Below are 22,083 nucleotides of genomic sequence, written 5' to 3' on the forward strand. Positions count from 1 at the left end.
TCCGGGACCGTGAAGATGGTGCGGCGCTTGGGCGGGCTGCCCTTCGAGGACTTCCCGTACCGGACGAACATCGCCCCGTGGCGTCCGTACTGCGGTGCCTTCGGGTTCCGCCGCAGGTCGGCGACATCGAGCTGAACGCTCTCTCGGCGGCGCATGCCGTAGGCGTAGTAGCTCTTGAGCAGGGCGGAGTCCCGCATCGCAGCCAACGCGCCCTTGCGGCCGCGCTTGCGGATCTCCTCGACCCGGCCGTCGGCGGCGTCGAACAGGGCCTGGATCTCGTCATAGGTCAGCGGGCGACGGCTCGGGTCGCCCTCGTACTCGCTGACGTGGGTGACGGTGTTCCACTCGTGCAGGATCTGCACCGGCACCTGGCCGAAGCGCTCCTGGCAGACGTTCATCCAGCCGTAGCGCGCGTCCGTGATGTACTCGCAGAACAGGCGCAGGTGGTTCTGGTAGCCGCGGCCGCTCGACACGGTGAACGTCGGCGTCTTCGCACGCAGGTGGTCGATGAACGCCTCGACCTCGGCCGGCTGCCACTGCCACGGGTACTGGTTGGTGAACTCGGCGAACCGGCGGACCAACGACAGCCTCGGCTTGATGGTCGAGTCCCAGTTCAGGAAGCGGCTCCGCTGCTGCTTGGTCCACCCCTCCAGCATCGCCTCGAACACCGCCGGCTCGGGGTCCAGGTACGAAACCCCGTCCACGAGCATCAGCTGGGCTGCCCCCGCCAGATCAGCCGCTCTAGCCACTCCAACCTCCGTTGCGTTAGATGCAACATTGTTGGGATGGCGCGCGTCGAGCGCAAGAGCCGCTGGCCGATCGGTTGCCCCTCACCCGGTGACCGCGAAGGCACCCCCTCCCACCTGCGGTTATGCGTGTTGACCGCCCCGTCGAGTGTTGCATCAAACGCAATTCCGCCCCTTTTTCGGAGTCGCGCATGGCCGACAGCGCTGTGATGAAGACGTAGCAGGCCGCCCGGATCATCCGCAGCTCGTCCAGCCCGCGGCTGTCGCCGGTGCGGCGGAGCGGATCGCGGACGGCTTGGCGGATCCGTTCCTTGCGCGGCTCTACCGCCGGGTGGTTCGTCTCGAAGGCCGCGGGGTAGCGGCGCCCGAAGACCTGCCTGGTGAAGAGCCTCCACACGGGCTCGCCGTCGGGCACCCCTTGGTCGCCGGGTTCGAGCCGGATGTGCACGGGGATCAGGTTTTCCGGGTTCCGCAGCCACAGGTCGATCCGCTCGTCGATCTCCCGCTGGAACGCTTCCCTGCTGCCCCGTCGCGTGTCGGTGGCGCGGGTGTGCTGGACGCCGAGGAGTTCGCCGGCGCCGCCGTTGGGGTCGACCGCGGCGGCGCGGCCCTGGTCGATGAGGGCCTGGACCTTGGCCCGGCGGGCCAGGGCCCGCTCACGGCCGGTGCCCGCGAGGGAGAAGATGCTTGGGTTGTGGCCGGTGACGGCGAGGCTGATGGTCGACCAGGCCGGTGTTCCGGCCGGGCGGCCCGAGCGAGGCCGGTCCGAGACCGGGATGACGCGTGCGGGGTCGGCCAGCCAGGCGTCCAGGATGGCGTCCATAGCCGGGCCGGGCCGGTACCCGGTCGGAAGCGGGGCCGGGGCCGCCTCTCGGGCGGCTTGCTCCTCGCGCCGGTCGAGGATCTGCGGACCGATCCGGTCCACCCAGGCCCAGGCCGCTTTCAGCAGGGGCCACCAGGTGGCGGGCGGGATCGCCTTGGTCGACAGGGTCCGGGAACTGCTGGCCTCGGCGATCTGACGGCCGGACAGGCCCGGCCACGGATCGGCCAGGGGCCCGGCGGCGGTCAGGACCGGGGCCAAGTGGACGAGGTGGCGCACGGTGTCGACGTAGGTCATGACGGTCTTCGGCTTGTTCTCCGATGCCCGGTCGTCGATGAACGCCTGCCAGTCCTCGGGGCTCCAGGTGGCGAGGGTGGCGGGCAAGCCGTTGTCGTCGGCCCAGCGGGCCAGGACACCGATCCGCGCGCAGTCGCCGATCACCGTCGACGGAGACCACCTGCCGATCTTGAGGAAGAGACCGGCGTCGCGAAGGGCCTTGTGGCTGGGGTTGGACATGGCGAAGGCCAGTTCACGGGCGGTGAGGTTCCACAGCGGATCGACCGGAAAGTAGTACTTCCAGTGGGCGGGCGGCCTGTTCGCGGGCCGCTGGAGGCAGTCGGCCGGCCAGGCGTCGGTGCGAGCGAACACCGGGCTTGGGGTGTCGGGAAGGCGGCCGGGCATCGCGTCGAAGACGGGCTCGTCGTCGCGGAAGGTCAGCGACCGCAAAGGGCCGGCGGAGGCGGGGGCGGTGGTCATCGGTCGTACTCCGTTCGCATCCCCAGGGGAAGGTCGAGGTCCACATGGCCGGCGGCGATCTGCTCGCGGGCCGCGGGCAGGCGCTCCTCGCACTGCTCGAACAGCTCGGCCAGGGCGGCGGCCTTGCCTCCCCAGTGCTGCTGCCACACGGGCGGGGCGAGGCGCTCGCGCATGCGTTCCACGTGGTCGGCGAACAGCAGCAAGCGGGGCAGCTGCGAGACGAACACCACGGCGTTCGGGCAGACCATGCACATCGCCGGGGCGACGTGGCACGGCTTGCCCGGCCCGGTGTGGGGTGAGTTCATCGGCTCCTTGCAGTTCGTCAGCCCCATGTCGAGCTCGCCCTCCAGCAGGGCCTTGCCCTGGTCCGCGGTGATGCCCAGCGCCTCGATGCCCGCGGGCTCGCCCAGCTGACGTTCGGCGTCGGGAAGGACGAGGACCGGCTTGCCGACGAGGCGGTCGAACACCTTGCGCTGGGCGTTGTTGACCGCGCGGGCCGCCAGGGTGTGAGCGGTGGTGCCGTGCGCGTAGTGGCCGGCGAACACCTGGATGTGGTGGTCGTCTCCGGCCAGGTCCGACAGGGTTCCGCCGAGCGCTGCCACGCGCGTGGTCTTCGCGGTCTTGCGCAGGCGCCGGGTGTCGTGGGGCCGACTGATCTCCAGCTCCTCGTGGCCGCTGATCCAGTTCGTGAAGCGGCGTCCCTCGTAGTTGAAGGCGGCGAAGCGGGCCAGCAGGTGGCCCTGCTGGCCGAGTTCGGTCGCGGTGAACAGCCACGGCTCGCAGTTGAACACCTCCCGGGTCAGCTCGTTCACGGCAACCAGGCGCCGCATCAGGCCGGGGACGTCCCACCGCCCGCCGCCTTCGAAGCGCACCTCCCCCGACTTCCCCTGAGGGTCGGTGGGATGGAAGTCGGCCCGGATCCGTCCGGCCCGGTTCTTGGTCTGGACGATCCTGACGCCCTGCGGGCCGAACTCGATCTCCGGCAGGCGAAGGCGGTGCAGTTCCTCGGGGGTGCAGTCGGTCATCGCCAGCAGCAGCAGGACCCGGAAGGGCTGGAGGTCGCTCTCGCTGGGGAACAGCATCCGGCTCACGCCGGAGGCCAGCCCTGCCAGCCCGGCACCGCGCCCGCTCGCCGCGAGCCGCAGGTCGCACAGTTCCTGCGGCCAGAACCTGGCGTGGGCCGGCAGGTTGTCCCGCAGGGCGGCCGTGGTCAGGATGCCGTGCCGGGCCGCCCACAGCAGGTTCGCCGGCGTCCGCCAGCCGGCCTCGCGGGGGTCCTGCCCGGCGGTCAGGAGGTCCCGCCCGGCGGCCAGGCGCTTCTCCAGCGCCCTGATGTCCTCCATCGCCGATCCCTTGAGGGCCAGGCGCTCGCGGTTGGAGAACTCGTCGAGGACCTGGCCGGTGTTCTTGCGGAGCACGCTGGTGCCGCGAGCGCGGTCCTGCAGCTTGTCCGGGATGCTCGGGTCGCGCCGAGCCGCGTGGTCGATCAGGTTGAGCAGGGCGCTGGCCAGCGCGTACGGCATCGTCGACTGGCGGGAGTACCGGGTCGGCAGGTGCTGTTCCCAGGCGAAGACCACCTCCGTCAGGTCGACGTGCCCGCTCTCCAACCGCACCCCTGCCGGATCGTGTCCCAGCCGGGCCAGGTGCGGGCCGGCGAAGTCGCAGAAGCTGACGACCGCTCCGCGCTGGTGGCTGCCCGCGGCCAGGGCGCTCTTCGCGGCGTAGTCGAGCCAGGCGTCGGCCAGCTGCGCGGCCAGCGCCGGGCACTGGAACGCGCCGGGGTCGATTCGCGCCTCCACCACGCGGGTGCGCTTGACCTCCTTCCTGGAGCGGATCCCGATCGCGTCGACCACCACCGGCTGCACCTCAGACCGGGCGTTGGCACGCGGACGGCGCTCTCCACGGCGGGGCATCAGGCCACCGCCTTGCGGGCCTCGCGGGCGGCGTACTCGGCGAACGTCGTGTCCTGGTCGTTCCACGCCTTGACGGCCTGGGCGACCAGCAGGTTCGTCCGGCGGATGTAGCGCAGGTACCGCATCGTCGACTCCGGACGCAGATGTCCGAGCAGCTGCTGCACGCGCAGGAAGGCGTTGCCGGCCAGGTGCTCGCCCAGGTGGGCGGGGCTCCGGCCGCCGTCGCGGATCTCCTTCGCCGCCCGCTCCAGCACGAGCTGGGTCAGCAGTTCGAGCATGAAGATCGCGAAGGTGTGCCTCAGGTCGTGGATCCGGATGTTGCGTGGCATCTCCAGCTCCAGGCCGAACTCCTCGACCACCGCCTCGCACCGGGCCTGGGCAGCGTCGAAGACCTGGTCCCAGCGCTGGCGGCTGAGCATCCGGCCGTGCCGGCCGACGAACAGCGCCATCGGCTCCAGCCCCTGGCCGGTCTCCCTCACCGTGATCCGCCGCAGCGGCGCGTCCATCAGCTTGATCGTGAACGTGCGCCGCCGTCCGTGCAGTACCCCGCTCAGCTTCATCTGCCGCAGGTCGATGTCGTCGACGACGAACAGCTCCTCACGCCGGAGCGCGAGCGTCCTGGCCGCCCGCCGCACGACCTGGGCCCGCTCGATGCGGCGGTAGAGGTCGATCTCGCGCAGCGTCGCGTCCTGGATCTCCACGGTACGCGGCAGCTTGTACTTGGCGATCGCCTCCAGCTCCACCAGCCGGGCCGAGCCGTCCCGGCGGGGCGGGCCGACCTCGATATCCAGCAGGCTGCTGAACTCCCGCAAGCGCATCCCGGTGTTGATCGCCAGGTCCGCCGCGCAGCTGTTGCGCAGCGGGGCGGTGCCGCGGAACGCCGGATCCACTCGGCCATCGGGCAGCAGGCCGCGCAGGCCGACGTCCTTGAACACGCGCCACTGGTCGAAGGTCAGGTGGCGTACGTCGAGCTGGGACACGGCGCCCCAAGCCAGCACGTCCCGGCCGTTCTTCCGCCGGTGGTAGGGCCGGTGCTCCAGGGCCCCCGAGTCCACCGCCCAGCCGTAGAAGTTGTTGATCGCCACCCGCCGGCGCCGCCACGTCGCGGGGCTGACCGGCTCGTCCTGGTACTGGGTGCGGTCGTCGCGGAAGGCGATCAGGTCATCCTCGGTCGCGGACAGCAGGTCCGCCGGAATCTCCAGGCCGGCCAGGAAGTCCGCCACGTCGAGCAGGTCGTAGGTGTAGTCCCGCAGCGACGACGCCCCCAAGGTCTTCGCCTCTGAGCGGAAGAACGACGAGAGCGGCTCGGCCGGCCGCATCGCCTCATCGAGGAAGAACGGCGTCCCGTCAGGCAGTGCACCCGATCGAGTGACATAGGCCACGGCGTCCAGATCGACGCCGGGTATCGGCTCCCAGTACCTGCGGACCCGGTCGCTTGAAGTGAAGAAGTGATCCATTGCAGCATTCGGTGAGACAAATAGGACACACGAACGCTAACGGGACTCCAGCCCACCCATAGGCCCAGCTCAGGGGCTTGTGAGACATGTACCAGATGTAGACCTAACCGGAGCCGAAGCAGCCGCCGGGGCATTCGAATCGGTGGGGGCCGTTGCGGAGCCAGTCGGCGTAGGCGCCCCGCAGCCACGCGCGGACCTCGAAGTGGTCGAGCAGGGTCAGGTTCAGCAGCCTGCGCAGCTGGTTGGCGAGGTGGGCGGATTCGGTGGGGCTGTGGATGTCGGCTGCGCACTGGAGGGACACGATGTCGAGGACGACCGCCTCCAGGAGCAACTCCTCGGTCCGGTTCGCGCGCTTGCGCCCGGGGTCGACGATGCCGGGGTGGCGGCGGTCGGCTTGGTCGTCGAGCATCCGCTGGTGGTACATGAGGCGGGCGTCGCGGAGCAGGCGCGGCACGGAGGGGTTGTCCGGGTAGGCGTCGCGGACGGCGGCGAGGGCCAGGGCGTCGGCCAGGAGGTCTTCCTCGGGGCGGTAGCGGATGCGTCGGTCGCCGGTGACGACGTCGAAGGCGGCGCTGCACGCGGCCATCGCGGCGACGGTGGCGGCGATCGTCCCGGGGTCGTCGGTGGTGTCGACGGGCAGGGTGACGTAGGGCTCGGTGGAGGCGGTCACGGGCGTGGCCCTTCGGTGTCGGGGTGGTGTTCGCGGGCGCCGGCCGGGCGGCCCGGCTTCGGGTGCGGCAGTGAACCGCGCATTCCTTGACGGACCTCTTGATGCCGACCACCCATCAAGGTCACGAAGTGGTAACAGGTTGGTTCGCCGGGCCGGGCTCCCCAATTGGGGAGCCCGGCCCGGCCATCAAGGTGTGCACCTTGATGGGCGCCCCACCGCTGGTCAGGTGCCGTGGCAGGCGTCGCACAGGGCCTCGTCGCCGAACCAGCCCGCCGCGACGTCGAGCAGGTCGGCGGCACTGCGGACGTTGACCCAGGCCGGGCCCGAGCAGCCCGTCTCGCACACCGCGATCGTCTGGAACCCGTCCTGGCCCGCGTCGCCGCCGCCCCGGTACCGCAGCTCCAGCGACTCCGTCCCGGCGGCCAGCAGGCCGTGCACCGCGCCGTCGCTGCCGGGCCCGTCCCACGTGATCAGCGCGGCCAGGCCGGCGCCGAACACCGCGCGGGCCTCGCGCGCCAAGGCCTCGACCCCGGCGTCCCGTTCGGCCCGGCGGCGCAGCAGGGTGGTCAGCAGCGGCAGCGAGCTGACGGGGCGGACGTACTCGATCCCCTCCGCCGACAGGCCGGGCAGGCTCCTGGCGATCTGCTCGAACTGCTCGCGGACGACATCGTCCGGAACCCGCAGCGCGCCGTCCCGCAGCGCGTTGCGCGCCAGCGCCACCGGCAAGGCGGTGTCGGCCACGATCGCCGCCACCGGCACGCCGCACTCCCCCGCGAGGCGCACCAGCTCGGCACGATCGGCTGCGGTCGCGCTCGTCGCGTCAACGACGGTGCTGCGCCGCAGGATCATCCGCTGCTCCAGCACCAGGTGCAGGAGTGCCCAGGCGTCGCTGTTCACGCTCTGGTCGGCCCGGCTGCCGGTGAGCAGGCCCCTCAGCGCGTCGGCGCTGAGCACGTCGTCGCGGGCGAAGGCCCGGACCAGAGTGGACTTGCCCGACCCCGAGCAGCCGATGGTCAGGACCAGGACCGGATCGGGCAGGCCGAACTCGGTGAGCGTGCGCGCCGTGGCCGTCGCCGCGGGGCTCACCGCTGCGCCTGCGTACGGGCAGCCGGGGTGGGGCGGGTGGTGGCGTAGGCGCGCGGGTAGTCGGTGCCCTCCAGCGGCAGGCCGGCGGCGGCTACCGCCAGCGCGAGTTCCAGCACGTCGGCGACGGCCCCGGGCTTGAGGCCCTGGACGAGGTGGCCGTCGAGGTCGGTGCTCGCGGTGGCGAGGCCGCTGGTCGCCTTCGCCAGGTGCTGGTAGGCATCGAACAGCTCGGCGCCGTCCGGCAGCGGCTCGGGGATGGTCCGGGGAACGCGGGTGCGGCCGCGGTTGTAGTGGGGCAGCGGGTCGGCGACGGGCAGCTGGACCAGCCCGTCGGGGTCGAGTTCGCTGCGGCCGTCGGAGTAGACCGGCTCGTCCAACCGGTGCTCGTCCTGCCAGGCCGCCAGCGCCTCGGCGTGCAGCTCCTGGGGCTCGGTCAGGCCGCCGTACCAGTCCCGGGTGATGCCGACGGCGGCCAGGTCGGCGTCGCTGAGCTCGCGGACGATGTGCTCGGTGGCGGCGGTGACGATGTACGCCTCGGGCTGGGGCACATGGTCGAAGGCGTCGTTGAGCTGACGCATGAGCAGAACGAACATCCGCTGCCACCCGGGAGGCATGGACTGGAGGAGGGAGCGGTTCAGGACGAGGTGGCCGGCGTACGAGAGGCCGAAGTAGGTGTGCACGTCGTCCCCGTGCGCATCAGGGGCGGCGGCGGGGCGGGTGATGGGGTTCACGGCGGTGGTCCTCCGTTCGTCAGTGGGCGCTCGGGCCCGGGTCGGTACTGGTCGAGAGGCGGCGGGGCTCGGCACCCCTGCGGCTGGCCGGCGGCCACAGCAGCTGGTCCAGGTGCAGGAGCGCGCGGTAGTCGGCGGCGCTCTGATCGGGGTCGAGGCGGTCGTGCGGCGGCGCCCAGGCCAGGGAGCGGCGCAGCAGGGAGTCGGCGAGGTTGAGCCCGGTGCCGGCGTAGTCGAGGTCGGCGGTGCTGTCGTGGATCGGGTCGTGCGGCAAAGGGGGTCTCCAGGCGGGTGTGTCGCTGTCGCCTGAGCTGCCCGGCCAGGGCGTGCCCGGCGGTGCGGGGCCGGGCCCGGATGGACTGCCGGGCCCGGCGGTGGGGGGCTGGTGGGTGGTTGCCTCAGAACGGGTGGTCGTCCGCGGCCGGGTAGGACGGCCCCTCGTCGTCGGCGATGTCGTCCCAGAAGGGGGGCCGGCCCGGCGCCTGGTTGCGCTGGCAGAGGTGTCGGTAGCCGTGTTCGTAGGAGAACCCGGTGCCGTCGCACTCGGCGCAGTCCTCGGGGTGGGGCTCCTGATCCTGGCCGGCCGAGCAGTCGACGTGCTCCTGGTGGACCGGTACGAAGATCCCGTCGCCCTGGTCGTCCCAGGTCATCGTCACCAGGTGCACCCCGGTCCCGTCGCAGCCCCCGGGGCAGTCCGGCTGGTGCGGTTCGTCCGGTGGCGGCGGGTACCTGTCCTGGGCGGGCTCGGTGGGCGTGCTGATCGCGGTCATCGGGTTCTCCACGGGGTCTGGTGCGGCAGGCTGTCGCCGGTCGCGCCTGGGCGGGGGCGGGGCTGGCGGGTGTTCACCCGGACTCGGGGCCGGCCTCGGGCGCCGGGGGGTTCGGCGGCGGCTCGTCGAGGTTGATGTGCAGCGGAAAGGCGTTGCGGGCCACGGCGCCCCGCAGCGCGTCGAGGAGCTGTTCGTCGCCGACGTCGTGGGCAAGGTCCACGAGGGTGCCCATCTCGGCGGGACCGAGTTCGACCTGCACGCGCGCACCCGCGGCGGCGCGGTGGCGCAGCGTCTTGAGCAGGACCGGCTTGGGCGCGTAGGCCGGGATGGGCGTGCCGTCCGGCTCGCAGATCTTGCCGATGATGCCGTAGTCGCCGCCGTTCGCCGCCGCGATCGCCAGCCAGCGGGAGGCCGTGCAGTGGAACACACCCTCCGGCCGGTACGTGCCGTCGGCTCGGTAGGTGACGGTGTGGGCGAGGGCGTCGTTCTCACGGCGCCGCGCGCGGCGGCGGCGCCAGCTGCGGAACAACTCCATCGGGAGCGTCTTGCCCAGGGGGGCGGGACTGCTGGGTCTGTGCGGACATGGGGTCCTCTCCATCAGGAGCGTCGAGCCGCCGAGGGGCGGCGGGGCAGGCGGTCGGGGGTGGCGTGCCACCGTCCGGTCGCGCTAAGGCCGGAGGGTGCGTACGGCGCGCGAGGCGCCAGGGGTGTCATTCGACGGTCCAGCCACCGGCTGCGGCGGCGTCGTATGCAAGCTCAACGGCCAGGTGTTGCCAGTCGGTGGGGCTGATCCGGCCGGCGGCCTCGTTGAGGGCGTCCCGGATCTCCTCCGCCTGGGCCCGGGTGAAGGTCAGGGCTCCGTGGAAATTGCCGTCGAGGGCCGTGAGGAACGTCTGGATCGTGGCGGAGCCACCGATGTCCGCGAGCCGCAACTGCTCGGCGAGGTTCTGGGTGGTCAGGCAACTGGCGTGTCCGACGTGGTCGCCCCAGTAGATGCCCATGGTCGTCGTCCCTTCTGGTGGAGCGGGAGGTGTTCCCGCCCCAGTTCGGTCGGTGGCGGGGCGGTCCGGCCGTCCGCCGTCGGCCGGACCGCGTTGCGCGGTTGCTGCCCAGCTGGCGGGGTTAGTGGGCGGCGGACGAGCCAGAGGGCGTCCCGGTCGCCGGAACCAGTCGGCGGTCGGTGATCAGGAGGCGATCGCCGAACGCCGGGGTGCGGTCGTCACCCCAGAAGGGGTGCAGCACCGGCACGCCGCCCTGCCACCGGTCGTCGTAGCGCCAGGTGATGCTGCCCGTCGGTTCGCCGTCCAGGAGGAAGGCGGCTTCGAGGTCGAACTCGCGGCCGGTGCCGGGGTCGGTCCACCGGGTGGAGCCGATCTCGGTCTCCGGGACCTGGCGGCCGTTCTCGTCGACCCTGCGGGCCATCCAGGAGACGGTGGCCAGCGCGCCGGGGTGGTCCCAGGTGTTCGGGAACGGCTTGCCGGGGTAGCCGACGCCGACATGGACGGCGAGGTCGCGCAGCGGCTCGCGGCCGCGCAGCTCGGCGAGCACCAGCTGCGCCCGGCCCGACTCGACGGGCATGGTGCATGGGTCCTGGGCGGTGCCGGCGCCGCCCGTGTTGGCGGCCCAGCCGCGCAGCTCGGCGTAGACGCGGCCGTCCGGGTTCGGGGCGTTCTCGGTGATCTGCCAGTCGGCAAGGATCAGCGTCCGGCCGCCGGTGAAGGTCAGGATGGCGCGTTCGGCCTGGGCGATCTGGTGGTCGTCCCGGTTCCAGGGCTGCATCTGCTGGTCTCCTCGTAGGTGGTGAGCTTCGGTGTCTGCGTTCGGCGGGGCGCCGTGCCGTATCGAGAGCGGAGTCGACGGCCAGGCCGGTCGGAGTCGGTCCGGGTGGCCGCGCCGCTCGCCGCGCTGCGCCCTTGTCCGGCCTGGCGGGCCGGGAGGCGGGTGCTGCGCGGCGGGCAGCGTGATCACCCGGCGCCGGTCAGGGCCGGGAGACGGATCGGCTGACGGTGTCGGCGGCGTACAGCACCGCGGCGGTCAGACCGGCGAGCTGCTCGACGATGGCGTGGGCCTCGGGCGAGATGTGGTCAGGGTTCACCGGGTTGGTGAGGGCGCCGAGCGCGATGGCACGCAGGTTCAGCGGCTCGGGCTTGGGCGCGGGCACGCCGCAGCACCGGGCCTCGGCCACGTCGCCGATGCCGGAGAGGGCCCTGCCGACGCGGGGAGCACTGGAGGGGCGGTCCTCGGCGCCCCGCACGGCGACGGCCACGTGGCCCGAGGTGGTGTCCCAGGTCGCGGACACCTCGTACAGGCCTTCGTCGTAGTCGGGCTCCAGGAGCAGGGCGGGCTTGAGGACCAGGCCCTGGCCGACCTGGGCCTGGCGGATCGGCGTGATCCCGAGCCTGTGGAGGTGATCGTTGATGGCGTCGACCTGCCACTTCACCGTCTGGTAGGTGCTGGTCTGCTCGTCCTGGAGCCGTGCCCGGTAGGTCTCCTCGGCGAGGCCGTACCAGTCGGGCAGCTTGGTGGTGGTGTCCTGCATGGTCGTCAGTCCCTTCGGTTGGTGGTGCGGGTGGGTGCCGGCCGGGTCTGGCCGGGTGCGGGTGTTGCGTCAGACCGTGCTCGGGCCGGTGGCGTACGCGGCGGCGGCCGCCAGTCGGCGCTCCAGGTCGTCACCGGCCTGCGCGGCCTCCAGCAGCAGCTCGTGCAGGCGCAGTTCGTCGGCCCGGGTGAGGTCCAGGTGCGCCCGTGCGGCTTCGGCGAGGGCGTAGAGGTGCGCGGTGGTGTCGGCCGCCGTGGTGACGGCCTCGACCAGGCCGGGCTGGAAGGCGACGGGGCGCTGGAGCCTCCAGTGCCCGGCGTCGGCCAGGGAGGCCCGACGGTTGCGGGCCTTGGCCCGGCGGGCCTCCAGGGCCTCTGCCAGCGCAGTCGGGGAGGAGTGGGCCGGGCGCAGGTTGAACAGGCCGGGCAGGTCGAGCAGGTCCAGCAGGCGGCGGCGCGCAGCAGGGTGTGCCGGTCAGATCAGGGAGAGCTGAATGTTGCCGGTTAGTCCTGGGGGACGTCGGCCAGCGCCTGGTGGCCGGGCACGGTGCGGGCGCCTCGGAGGAGGGTGACGGTGCCGGCGAGGCAGTGGTCGCGCAGCCCGTACGGCCACGTGCTCAGGCGCAGGTCGGCGACGGCGATGACGGTCTCGACGGCGGCGGGGCGGCCGGTGGTGACCAGGCGGTACAACTGCTCGGCGGTGGTCTCGCGGCGCAGGAGGTGTTCGGCCTCGTCGATGAGCAGGCGGACGCGGGGTTCGGCCTGGGTGGGCTGGTGGGCGCGCTGGCGGGCGTCGCGCAGACGGGCGTTGCGCTGGTCGACGATGGTGAGGGCGTGGTCGAGCATCTGCTCGGCACCGTCGGGGGTGGCGCGGCGGTCGGCGGCGGCCAGTTCGCTGCGGGGGGTGATGGCCCAGGTGGTGGTCGCGGGGCCGGTGGCGGGCTGGGTGATCAGCTCCTGGAGGTGGCGGGACTTGCCGGAGCCGGTGGGGCCGACGATCAGGTGCGTGGACATGCGGTGGTTCCTCTCGGTGGGCGTGGTGACCGCCGGGGCGGTCGGGTTGGTGCGGGAAGCGGTCCGCCCGCCCGGCCAGGGGTCGCGGGGCGGGCGGCGGACGCGGTGTGGGGTGGGTGGGCCGGCCAGGGTCAGAGGCTTTCGGCGGGCTCCGGCAGGCTGTCCTGGTCGGCGTTCTGGAGCAGCGGCAGGCCGTACTCGGCGGCGCTGCGGCGCACCTGGGTCTTGTCGTCGGCGAGGTCGGAGCAGGCGTTGATCTTCTGCTCGGCGGCGGCCTGCTCGGCCAGGCGCTTCGTCTCTTCCTTCGCGGCCTCGACCAGGTGGGCCGGGCCGTCGCCGTCGCGGGTCAGGTACGCGGCGCCGGCGGCCACGTACGAGGTGGCCTCCAGATGGGCGACGGGGAGGGCCTGGCGGTGGGTGGCGAGTTCGGCGAGAGCGGTTGTCAGGCCGGATCCGGAGGAGTCGGTGATCAGGTGGTTGGTCATGTCGGGGCTGCCTTTCCGCAGGGTGGGGGCCCCGTCCGCGCCTGCTGGCCTGAGGCTCGGGACGGGGACGGGGCCCGGGGTGGGATGGCTGTGTTCGGTTGGGTGGCGCAACAGAGCGCTGGCTAGGCCGGGACGAGGTTGCTCGCGTCGTCGGCGTTCTTCGGCAGGGGCAGGCCGTACTCGCCCTTCTCGTCCGGGTTGCGGACGACCGCACCGGACTTGACGAGCTCGGTGAGGCGGTTGGCGACGGTCTTGCCGGCGACCTGGGCCATGGAGGTGATGGTGTCGATGTGGAGGTAGCCGACCTCCAGGTGCATCGGGTCGCGGTAGCTGGCCAGTACGGCGAGGATCTTCTCCTCGGCTGTGGGCTCGCGGGTGGCGGCGTAGGTGACGGAGGCGGGCTGCCATCCGCCGCTGCCGTCTTCGTCGTCGCCTTCGCTGTCCGCGCCGTCGATCGAGGCGGTGGCGATCTCGAAGCGGTCGTCCCAGTCCGGGAAGTCGAGCGGGACCGCGATCTGCTCGGGATCGAACAGGCCGGCCGCCGACTCCAGGATCCACAGGCGCGTCAGTTCCGCCCGCTCGTCCGGGCCGACGATGTACCCGAGGCCGAAGGTGCGGCGGGGGTCGTCGGCGGGGACGGTCGGGTCGTAGATGAGCGAGTCGTTGGTGCTGCGCCAGAACGCGGGGATCTTCGACGGGTCGGCGCCGTCGAAGGCGTCGGGCAGGTCGACGCGGTGCTTCTGGGCGCTGTCGCTGCGCAGGAGGATCAGCGCCCCGCCGTGGAAGACGTTGTCGCGGATCGCCGTGTCCCCGCCCATCTTGTCCAGGTTGAGGATCTGACCGCACAGGACCAGGGAGATGCCGAGGGAGCGGCCCTGTTCGGCGAGTGCCGCGACGATCCTGGCCGCCTCCGCCCGGTAGGGGCTCTTGTCCCCGAGGAGCTGGGCGTACTCGTCCAGGATCACCGCGATGTAGGGGCGGTCGCGGGTGGGCTTGAAGTTCTTCGCCCGCAGGCGCTGGCTCTCCCGGATCCGGTGCCGCAGGATCGCGTAGGCCACGCGCAGCGCGCCCATGGCCTCGTCGAGGCCGCAGCCGGCGTACGCGGCCATGTCCTCGACGTCGGGATTGCTGCTGCCCTTGGGGTCCGCGTAGATGATCGCGACGCCGTTGACGTGGTAGCTGAGGGCGATGAGCTGGAGTGCGCCGCCCTTGCCGGAGCCGGTGACGCCGGCGACCAGGACGTGGCGGGCGCCTCCGGCCGGGTCGTAGAGCTGGACCCGGGCGGGGCGCCCGGACACGCCGCTGCCCAGTTCCACGTAGCCGTTGTCGTTGGCCATCAGCGTCTTGGGGCCGGGCAGGGGCTTGCCGTCCTCCAGCGGCGAGCGGTCCATGACGCGCAGGATCGCCCTGCGGGGGTCGTCGGTGGGTTCGACGCTGACGAGCAGGGTGGTCTTGCGCAGGGCTCCGGCGATACGGACGGGGTCCGGCATCGAGATCGCGTCGGTGTCCTCGTCCGCGACGATCCAGGCGGCCTCGCCGCCGGTCCCGGGGTCGGGGATGACTCCTTCCAGGTGGGTTCCGGGCATACAGCCGCCGCTGTGGGCGACGTGCTTGAGCCAGCGGGCCTCCAGCTCGCCGTGGCGGTCCTCCTCCTCGGAGGGGGCGGTCAGGCGCACGAGGATCCGCTTGGAGCTGGCGTGCGGGCCCTCGGTGATGGAGATCCATTGGGCGGGGACGTGGTAGACGCCGGAGACGGTGTCGGCCGTCACCGTCACCGGGCGGCCCGGCGGGGCCTGGACGACACCCTCCCAGGCGGTGTCACCCAGCCCCGTCAGGACCAGGTGCTGCCCGGTGTGGGCGCCGTACTCGCCGGAGACGTGGGCGTCCCACAGCTGGAGGATCTTGTCGACCGCGGCGTCCCGGGCGGGCCTGGGCGTCCGCGGGTCCTGCGGCTTGGCCGCCCTCGCCCTGCGGCGCCGGCTGCTGCCCAGGACCGCCCGCAGGGAGTAGCCGACGAAGCCGACGCTGCTCCACCAGACGGTGGAGACCAGGCCGGCCAGCGAAGGCATCGTCATGAAGCCCGCCACCAGGGCGTCGATGCCGGTGGGGCCTTGCAGGGTGGCGGTGGCTGCCGCGGTGACGGTGGCGACCGAGGAGACGAGGAACGGGACGCGGTGGGCGCGCAGGATGTCACCGCCGGGTACGGCGTCCAGTACGGCCTCGGGCAGGCGCCCGGCCGCGTTCAGGCCGGCCACCAGGGCGGGCGCGGCCAGGAACGTGGTCATGGTGAGGGCCGCCTGCGGGTCCAGGAACGGCATGGTGATGGCGGCGGCGATCGGTGCGGCCACCTGCGCGAGGGCGAAGCGCCGCTCGGAGGCCGGATCGAGCTCGGCCCGGGCCGGTGCGGTGTCGTCGGTGGTCATCGTCTACTCCTGCCGGTACCAGTCACGGTCGGCCATCTCGACCGGGGACCGGTCGCGGGCCTGCTGGATGCCGTCGTGATCGGAACGGGCCTGCTCGTCGGTGGCGGCCGCGGCCTGGGCGGTGGTCTCGGTGGCGGCGGCGAGCGCGATCGCGGCCTGGGACAGGCCGGCCATGGCCCGGGCCACCTCGCGCGTCTCGGCCACGGTGGCCTGGTCCACCTTCATGGCCGCGATCTGTTCCGCGGTCCGCCCCGTCGCCCTGGCCTCGTCGTCCTGCACCCGTGCCAGGCCGCGGAAGGCGTTGAGGTCGCTGCGCAGGGAGCGGGCCAGTGTCTGGACGTCGCGCCGCAGCTGGCGCAGGGTGGTGTCGGTGGTCATGGCGTTCTTCTCCTGTTCAGCTGCGGTAGAACTGGCGCTCGGCGGGAGCGGTGAGCGGGCTGTCGACGACGGCTCGGTAGATACCGCCGTGGCGCGTCCGAGCGTTGGCGGCCAGGGTCTTCACGCCCTCTGCCGAGTTGAGGGCCATCGATCTGGCCGCCTGCGCCCGCGTGCGCAGGCCCTCCGCCTGCTCGGCCAGCCGGACGAGCTTGTTGACCAGAGCGATACCGCCCTTGACGCTTTTGGCCTGCTCGGCGTACTGCTGGGCGAGTTTCGCGTGCTTGGCCGCGTGGTCCAGGGCGACCTTGGCGTCCTCGGCGATGCGCGCGAGGACGGTGACCTTCTCCTCCAGGGCCTTCTCGAACTGGAACAGCGAACGGACCTCGCCCCGGCGGAGCCGGTAGTTCTTGAGGTCCGTGGGGTCCTGCGGCTTGAAGCTGACGTGGGTCTTGGTGGGGGGCTCGACCTCCACGGCCGCGGCGGGAGCCTTCTCCCGGTAGGGCGCCTTCCCGAGGTTCGGGGCGTACGGCTCGCGCTGCGCGGTGGGGACCTGCCGCGGCGTGCCGCCCTCGGCGGGCTTGCGGAGGTCCGCGGTGGATCCGCTGACCTGCTCCATCTCCGGTCGGTCTTGGGTCTTCACGCTCGGGGTGCTCCTCTCCGGGCCCTTCGGGTGGGGGCCGCCCGGGGCGGGCGGCCGGGCGGGGGCGTGGTCCGGGGTTTCGGGCGCGGCGGGGCGGTGCCGGGCGGCCGTGCCGTTCTGCTCGTCGGCGTCGTTCTTGAGCAGGGTGCTGGCCTTGGTGCCGGCCTTCCCGGTGTCGGTGCCGGTTCCGGAGTCGGACGGCGCCGTTTCGGGGGCCGGTGCTCCGGTTTCGGTGGGGCCGGGCTGCGTCGGGGTGCCGGTGTTCTTCTCGTCACGGGGCTTGTTCTGGCCCCACTTGGTGTCCAGCCCCTTGTCGTCGATGCCTGCCGAGGGCGGGTCGGCCGGTGCGGGCACGGTGTTGACCGGCTCGTCCTTGCGCCTCTCGTTCCGGAAGGGTCCGGTGACGTAGCCCTTGACCTTCTTCAACCAGGACGGCTTGTCGCCGCCGGTTTCGGTCAGGGCGGCCGGGCCGGGGTCGCCGGCTCCGGGCTCGGCTGCCCCCGGTCCGCGCCCGCGGTTGGCGCGTTCGCTGCCCCGGGTGGTGGTTTCGGGGCCGTCGCTGCGCGTTTCGGACCCGCCGCCGGTGGTGGCGGGGCCGGGCTCCCTGGTCGCGCCCGCACCGCTTGCGCCGGGTCGCCCGCCCTTCGTGGTCCGGGTGCCGCCGTGGTCGCGCGCGGGGCCTCGGCTGCCGTCTCCGGAGCCGCCGCCGCGCGTTTCGGACCCGCCGCCGTTGGTTCCGGACCCGCCGCGTCGCGTTCCGGACCCGCCCTGGGAGCGGTTCGGGCCGCGGTTCTGCGCACCGGGCTTCGAGCCGTTGTCGCTCCTCGACGTGTCGGAGTTCTTGGAGTCGGTGGAGCTGCGGTGGTCCCTGCTGCTCTTGGAGCCGTTGTCCTGCTTGGACGCCCTGGTGTCACCGTTCCTGGTGTCGGAGGCGTCGGTGCGCCGCTGGTCGCGGTTGCCGTGGTCCTTGCGGTCCTGGGACCGCTTGACGTCCTGGTGGTTGCGGCCCTGGTGCTGCTGGTTCTTGGTATTGAGGTCGGCGACCTTGGCGTCGCGCTGGGAGCGGTGGTGCCCCGACCGGTCGTTCTTGGCCAGCCGGTCGGTCTTGTTGGTGCTCGTGGTGTTGCCGGAGTTCCCGGTGACCCGGTTCTCGCTGACGGTGTGCTGGCGTTTGACGGTGGTGGCCGTGCCGGTGCGGGCGAGCCGGGCGGCGACCGCCCGGATCAGCGCCGCCACCGGGCCCTCCCCCGCGCCGGCCGCGGCGGCCGCGCCGGCGGCGTTCTTGCCGTCCTTGCCCGGGGAGGCACCGCGCTCGTCATCGCGGTCGTCACCGGCGAGGTCGGCGGTCGATCCCAGGACGGGACGTGCGGGCTGCACCGGGGCGAGAAGCGCGGCGAGGGTGCTGCGCTCCTCGCCGGTGTCACCGGGCGCCGCGGTGGGGGCGGCCTGCTCCGGCGTCCCGGCGGTGTCCGGCGCGGGCGGTGCGACGGGTGTGGCGGGCACCGCCGGCGGGTGCGGGGGCGGCGGCGGCACGTTCATGGCGGGGGGCGCGGTCACCGTTCTCTCCTCACTGATTGTGACCTCCCTCCCTCCTCCCACCCGGCCGGCGGACGCCTCCTCCCGCGCGCCTGGGCGGCTGGAGGAAGCATTCTCGTGGGGTGGGAGGAGGGAGGGAGGAGGTTACGGACTGTCAGGTTCGGGGGATGCGCTTCTTCACCCAGCCGCCGACGAGCAGGATCCCGACGCCGCCCAGGACGACCAGTCCGGGCACGGGGACGTCGGAGGAGTCGCCCCCGTCGGCCGTCACCTTCTGAGCGGTGTTGACCATGCCGGGCGCGGCGTCGGCCGGGAACGCCTTGCCGCATTCGGTGATCGCGTTGTAGGAGCCGGCGGCCTTCTCCACGCAGGCCTGCACGGCCTGGCGGCGGGCCGTCTGGGCGGGTGTCTCCTGCTCGACGGACTTCGCCAGATCCGCGGCCAGCTGCTGGCGCTGCAGGTCGACCCTGCTCTGGTCCAGGGCGATCTGGGCCTTCTGCGCGTCGGCCTGCGCCTGGGTGGAGGCGTAGTACGACCAGCCGACGACGCCCGACGCGGCGAGGACCACCGCACCGGCGGCCAGGCCCGCCTTCCCCCACGGGGTCAGGCGGGCGTTGGGGGCGTAGGCGCCGTGCTGGGGCGGGGACTTCCACGACGGCACGGAGGAGATGTTGTACGCGGCATCGTTGTAGGCCGTCTCGTTGGTCATGGCAGCGCTCCTTCAACGGGGAAACGGGTAGTGCTCGGCGCCGGGCGCCTTGGAAGGCCCTCACCCGGGCGAGTGCGGGTGAGGACCGACCGAGAGGTCCGACAGTCAGGGGCGGCGAAGGGGCCGGTGGGCCGCCGCGGGTGGTACCCGCGGCGGCCGGGTCCGTGCTCGCCGTGGTGACGGACGATCGGCGGGACGACGGCGCAGACCACGGCGCTCCCGGTCATCGGGGGGAGGCCGATGACCGGGGTCGGCTGTGGGCGGGCTCGGACTGCCGCCGCCGCTCAGCCGTGCTGCTGGAGGCCGCCGTCGGCCGTGTAGCCGTTGCGGATCAGGTCGACGGCCTCGGTGCGGTACTCGGACGCGGTGCTGGGCGACTGGAGGCCGAACTCGTCCTGGATGGCCTGGAGCGGGAGCTTCTCCCCCTCGGCCCTGGTGAGGATCATCCGGGCGACCCGGCGCACCGCCCGCTCGCGCGGCTTGAGCTTGTTGGCCTCCTCCGCTTCGAGTGCGCGTCGCTCGACTTCGGCGGCGGCCTCGCGGGCTTCGGCGGCGGCCAGCCGGGCTTCGGCGGCGGTGGCCTCGGCCAGCTCGGTCTCGGCCAGTGCGCGCGCCTGCGCCTGCTTCTTCACGGCCGCCTCACGGTCGAGTTCGGCAGCGGCGTCGCGGGCTTCGGCGGCGGTCTTGGCGATGTCTGCGGCGGCCTTGTCGGCGTTCGCCTTCGCGATCCGGTCGGCCTCCTCGATGCCGCGGCGCACCTCGGCGGCCTCCTTCTCCAGTCCGGCGGCCTCCAGGTCGGCCTGCGCCTTGACCTTGTTCTGCGCGGCCGTCCGCGCCTCGGCCTCGGCCTCCCGCGCGCGGGCCTCAGCCACGTCCGCGCTCTCCAGCGCCGCCTGTTCGAGCTGGGCGGCCTTCTCGGCCGCCGTGATCTGGGCCTGGGCGTGGGCACGCACGGACGCGGTCTCCCCGTCGACCCTCGCCCGCACCTGGTCCAGCCGGCCGTTGGCGAGCACCCGCTGGGCCTCGGCCTCCTTCTCCGCAACGTCGCGGCGCGTCCGGGCCTCGCGCTGGCGCTGCTCGGCCTCCTCCGCTCGCCGCTCCGCCTCGCGTTCCTGGTCGTCCGGCATGGCCAGCGCCTGGTCGACGGTGAACCCGCGGGCGGCCATCCTGAGCGGCAGCCGCTCGTCGTCCGTGGCCTTGGAGAGGTCGCCGTCGTACTTGCGCTTGAGCCAGAGCTCGTAGGCGAGCAGGTCCTGCTCCCGGCGGACCATCTCCGGGTAGGAGGTGACTCCGGCCAGGTGCATCCGCCGGAACATGATCGGCGTCTTGACCGGGGAGAGCAGCCAGCGCTTCAACGGCACCGTGTCGGTGACGGTGCCGGCCTCCAGCTTCGCCTTGTGGACGATCAGCCGCCGCGCGGCCTCGACGCCGAGTACGAACAGGATCGGCATGACGCCGTGGGAGGCCGCCCGCACCGGATCCGCCCTGATGGACCCCTGTGACGAGGCGTTGAACCAGATCGTCGCGCCGGTCATGGCGTGCGCGGCCAGGCGCAGCATCGGCCAGGGTGTGCCCTTGCGGATCATGTAGAGGTCCAGGGCGAGGAACGCGACGATGCTGGCGTCGACGCCGACCGGGAACAGGGGCGCGAGGCCCTCGCTGAACCCCCAGCCGAGGGCGACCCGGGCGAGGGTGTCGTAGGACATCGCGAAGCCGATGCCGCCGACGGTGACGCCGCCGAGGACGGCCACCAGCGAGAGGCCGAGCATGAGCCAGTTCGGCTTCTTGCGAGGCGCGTCCGAAGCCTCCCGGGGCGCGGACGAAGCCTTCGCGGGTGTCTTCGCAAGGGTGGCCTGCGGTGCCGAAACCGGCGCGGCCGGTGCCGAAACGGGACGCGGAACGGTGCCCTCCGGGCGGCGCGGAACCGGCGTCGGGGACAGGTCGATGGTCGTCACGGAGGCCTCCGGATAGACGTGGTCGAAACGGTGACGGCTGCTCCCGAAACGGGGGCCGCTGCTCCCGAAACCGGGGGGCGCGGCCCCGAAGTGGGGTGCGGTGGGTGGCGAAGCGGCCGTCGGCGGGTTGGGTGGGGATCGAGGTTGTGCGGCTGTGGGGCCCGGTCGGCAACGTGATGCCGCAGCCGACCGGGCCGGGCCCGAAACGGGTGACCGTGGGTTCCGAAGCTGCGGCCCTCGCAGGGCGGCGGTGCCCGGAACGACCGCTGGCCGGATCTCAGCGCGCGCCGGGGAGGACGACCGGCGCCGAGCGGAGCGCGAGTGTGGTGTCCGCCGGGCCGGCGGCGGGCCCGGACCCGCCGTCCGACTCCAGGACCCGTACCCGCACCCGCGCATCGCCGGTGACACCGCGGTGACGTGCTCCCGCAGCGGCCCGGCGGCCCACGGCGCGGCCAGGGGCCCGGCGGCCGTGCAGAGCGAAGGCGGAGACCGCGACCATCAGCTCCATCGAGAGGGGCACCAGCAGCACGAGAAACGGGGCGAACGTACTCACAGAGAACTCCAGGTGTGCACAGGGAAGGGGGAACCCAGTCGGCGGGCCGTGCTCCTGACCGGGCGCAGGCGCTCCAGGGCCCCGGCGCCGGTACGCGGCGAGACTCCGGACACCTGCGCCCCGCACCGGAGCGCCTACTGCTCCCGACCGGGGTGGAACCGACGGTCGCACCGGCCAGAAGTCAACCGAGCGCGGTGGTGAGTACCCCCGGCACCGCCCGGCACTGTCCGGCGTGCGCGTTGGCCAGCCTGCGACTGCGCTCGCCGAAGGAATCGGCGTCGAAGCTGCGGTCCCCGCAGGCCAGGCAGCGCCAGGTGAACTCGCGGTCGCTGTACTCGGTCGCGGGCTTGCCGATCAGCGCGACCAGACCGCCGAGGGCGGTGCGGAAGGTGAGCACGGTGTGCTCCGGCGCGGCCGTCGACGGCCGCGCGCGCACCTGTTCCAGCTCGGCGCGCAGTTCGGCGATGGTGCGGTTGCGGGCCGCGAGCTGCGCGCTCGCGTCCTTCACCACGACGTCGCACGCGCTCCGGGCCCGGGCCGCGCTGGCCATCGCCTCTTTGGCGAGGGTCTGTCCGGAGGCGTCCAGTGCGGCGTTGAGGTCGGCGCGCACGGCCTGCAGTTCCAGGTCACGTGCGGCCCGCTCCTCCTGCTCCGTCCCCAGCTGGCGGGCGGTGTCGCCAAGGGCGGTCTCGGCTTCCTCGGCCCGCTGGCGCAGCTGGTCGATCCTGGCGGTAGTCGTGATGGTGAGCACGGTGCGGTCCCTTCGTTGATGGTGTGCGTGGCCCAGTGCCGTCCGCCCCCCCCCCGTGGGGGGCGGCGGCGGGCCGCGGGGGAGGCGCGGGGGGGGGGGGGGCCGCTTTCGGCGCGGGCCAACACCCCCCCCCCGGCCCCCGGGGGAAGGGC

At 72.9% G+C, this 22,083-nt stretch carries 23 protein-coding genes; 1 reads left to right on the forward strand and 22 read right to left on the reverse strand.

The genetic code is table 11. The features are described from left to right. The 13 genes from ACFXOZ_RS37405 to ACFXOZ_RS37465 form a co-directional block, all read right to left on the reverse strand. Positions 1-749 (reverse strand): site-specific integrase (locus tag ACFXOZ_RS37405; protein ID WP_380594392.1); only part of this gene is annotated, 749 nt, incomplete at its 3' end. Positions 750-765: 16 nt separating this feature from the next. Then, on the reverse strand, positions 766-2,322 hold the full coding sequence (locus tag ACFXOZ_RS37410; protein ID WP_380522385.1) for a hypothetical protein: 1,557 nt from the start codon (positions 2,320-2,322) through the stop codon (positions 766-768). After that, on the reverse strand, positions 2,319-4,235 hold the full coding sequence (locus ACFXOZ_RS37415; RefSeq protein WP_380522386.1) for a hypothetical protein: 1,917 nt from the start codon (positions 4,233-4,235) through the stop codon (positions 2,319-2,321). Before ACFXOZ_RS37415 ends, ACFXOZ_RS37410 begins: the two co-directional genes overlap by 4 nt. Beyond that, positions 4,235-5,554 carry a site-specific integrase gene (locus tag ACFXOZ_RS37420; RefSeq protein ID WP_380594394.1) on the reverse strand — a complete coding sequence of 440 codons (1,320 nt, stop codon included), beginning with the start codon at positions 5,552-5,554 and terminating at the stop codon, positions 4,235-4,237. The genes ACFXOZ_RS37415 and ACFXOZ_RS37420 overlap by 1 nt, the downstream gene beginning before the upstream one ends. Before the next feature lie 241 nt (positions 5,555-5,795). Beyond that, a complete protein-coding gene (locus ACFXOZ_RS37425; RefSeq protein ID WP_380594396.1) occupies positions 5,796-6,362 on the reverse strand; it encodes a hypothetical protein in 567 nt (188 codons plus the stop codon). A gap of 222 nt (positions 6,363-6,584) precedes the next feature. Continuing rightward, entirely contained in the window at positions 6,585-7,448 is an 864-nt protein-coding gene (locus tag ACFXOZ_RS37430) for an AAA family ATPase (RefSeq protein WP_380594398.1), read from the reverse strand. Continuing rightward, positions 7,445-8,179: a hypothetical protein gene (locus ACFXOZ_RS37435; RefSeq protein ID WP_380594400.1), complete on the reverse strand. Its 735-nt coding sequence runs from the start codon at positions 8,177-8,179 to the stop codon at positions 7,445-7,447. Before ACFXOZ_RS37435 ends, ACFXOZ_RS37430 begins: the two co-directional genes overlap by 4 nt. Positions 8,180-8,198: 19 nt before the next feature. Then, entirely contained in the window at positions 8,199-8,453 is a 255-nt protein-coding gene (locus ACFXOZ_RS37440; protein WP_380594402.1) for a hypothetical protein, read from the reverse strand. A gap of 124 nt (positions 8,454-8,577) precedes the next feature. Continuing rightward, the gene (locus tag ACFXOZ_RS37445; protein ID WP_380594404.1) at positions 8,578-8,949 is read right to left on the reverse strand and encodes a hypothetical protein; all 372 of its coding nucleotides are present in this window, start codon (positions 8,947-8,949) and stop codon (positions 8,578-8,580) included. Between the two features lie 73 nt (positions 8,950-9,022). Beyond that, positions 9,023-9,484, reverse strand: coding sequence for a hypothetical protein (locus tag ACFXOZ_RS37450; protein ID WP_380594406.1), 462 nt, complete (start codon positions 9,482-9,484; stop codon positions 9,023-9,025). 175 nt (positions 9,485-9,659) lie between these two features. Continuing rightward, positions 9,660-9,950 (reverse strand): hypothetical protein, encoded by a 291-nt coding sequence (locus ACFXOZ_RS37455; protein ID WP_380594408.1) that lies wholly within the window; start codon positions 9,948-9,950, stop codon positions 9,660-9,662. Between the two features lie 121 nt (positions 9,951-10,071). Beyond that, entirely contained in the window at positions 10,072-10,728 is a 657-nt protein-coding gene (locus ACFXOZ_RS37460; RefSeq protein ID WP_380594410.1) for a hypothetical protein, read from the reverse strand. A 199-nt stretch (positions 10,729-10,927) separates the two neighbouring features. After that, on the reverse strand, positions 10,928-11,488 hold the full coding sequence (locus ACFXOZ_RS37465; protein WP_380594412.1) for a hypothetical protein: 561 nt from the start codon (positions 11,486-11,488) through the stop codon (positions 10,928-10,930). 162 nt (positions 11,489-11,650) lie between these two features. Here ACFXOZ_RS37465 and ACFXOZ_RS37470 point away from each other — a divergent pair, with 162 nt between their 5' ends. Further along, positions 11,651-11,995, forward strand: coding sequence for a hypothetical protein (locus ACFXOZ_RS37470; protein ID WP_380522398.1), 345 nt, complete (start codon positions 11,651-11,653; stop codon positions 11,993-11,995). Here the strand turns inward: ACFXOZ_RS37470 and ACFXOZ_RS37475 are convergent. From ACFXOZ_RS37475 to ACFXOZ_RS37515, 9 genes are all read right to left on the reverse strand, one after another. Beyond that, positions 11,992-12,501 (reverse strand): ATP-binding protein, encoded by a 510-nt coding sequence (locus ACFXOZ_RS37475; protein ID WP_380522399.1) that lies wholly within the window; start codon positions 12,499-12,501, stop codon positions 11,992-11,994. The two genes, ACFXOZ_RS37470 and ACFXOZ_RS37475, sit on opposite strands and share 4 nt — an antisense overlap. 131 nt (positions 12,502-12,632) lie before the next feature. Next, on the reverse strand, positions 12,633-12,986 hold the full coding sequence (locus ACFXOZ_RS37480) for a hypothetical protein (protein WP_380594414.1): 354 nt from the start codon (positions 12,984-12,986) through the stop codon (positions 12,633-12,635). Positions 12,987-13,108: 122 nt separating this feature from the next. Beyond that, complete coding sequence (locus tag ACFXOZ_RS37485) at positions 13,109-15,409, reverse strand: helicase HerA-like domain-containing protein (RefSeq protein WP_380594416.1); 2,301 nt, start codon at positions 15,407-15,409, stop codon at positions 13,109-13,111. Positions 15,410-15,412: 3 nt separating this feature from the next. Beyond that, positions 15,413-15,787 carry a hypothetical protein gene (locus ACFXOZ_RS37490; RefSeq protein WP_380522402.1) on the reverse strand — a complete coding sequence of 125 codons (375 nt, stop codon included), beginning with the start codon at positions 15,785-15,787 and terminating at the stop codon, positions 15,413-15,415. Positions 15,788-15,803: 16 nt separating this feature from the next. Then, positions 15,804-17,984 carry a hypothetical protein gene (locus ACFXOZ_RS37495; RefSeq protein WP_380594418.1) on the reverse strand — a complete coding sequence of 727 codons (2,181 nt, stop codon included), beginning with the start codon at positions 17,982-17,984 and terminating at the stop codon, positions 15,804-15,806. Positions 17,985-18,117: 133 nt separating this feature from the next. Further along, positions 18,118-18,672: a hypothetical protein gene (locus tag ACFXOZ_RS37500; protein WP_380594420.1), complete on the reverse strand. Its 555-nt coding sequence runs from the start codon at positions 18,670-18,672 to the stop codon at positions 18,118-18,120. Positions 18,673-18,956: 284 nt separating this feature from the next. Next, positions 18,957-20,441, reverse strand: coding sequence for a DUF2637 domain-containing protein (locus tag ACFXOZ_RS37505; RefSeq protein ID WP_380594422.1), 1,485 nt, complete (start codon positions 20,439-20,441; stop codon positions 18,957-18,959). Positions 20,442-20,904: 463 nt separating this feature from the next. Beyond that, positions 20,905-21,180, reverse strand: a complete 276-nt coding sequence (locus tag ACFXOZ_RS37510; RefSeq protein WP_380594424.1) for a hypothetical protein — start codon at positions 21,178-21,180, stop codon at positions 20,905-20,907. Between the two features lie 181 nt (positions 21,181-21,361). Beyond that, entirely contained in the window at positions 21,362-21,931 is a 570-nt protein-coding gene (locus tag ACFXOZ_RS37515; RefSeq protein ID WP_380594426.1) for a hypothetical protein, read from the reverse strand. Positions 21,932-22,083 lie beyond the last annotated feature (152 nt).

Origin of the sequence: Kitasatospora sp. NPDC059160 (assembly GCF_042755465.1) — a bacterium.
Taxonomy (GTDB): Bacteria; Actinomycetota; Actinomycetes; order Streptomycetales; family Streptomycetaceae; genus Kitasatospora.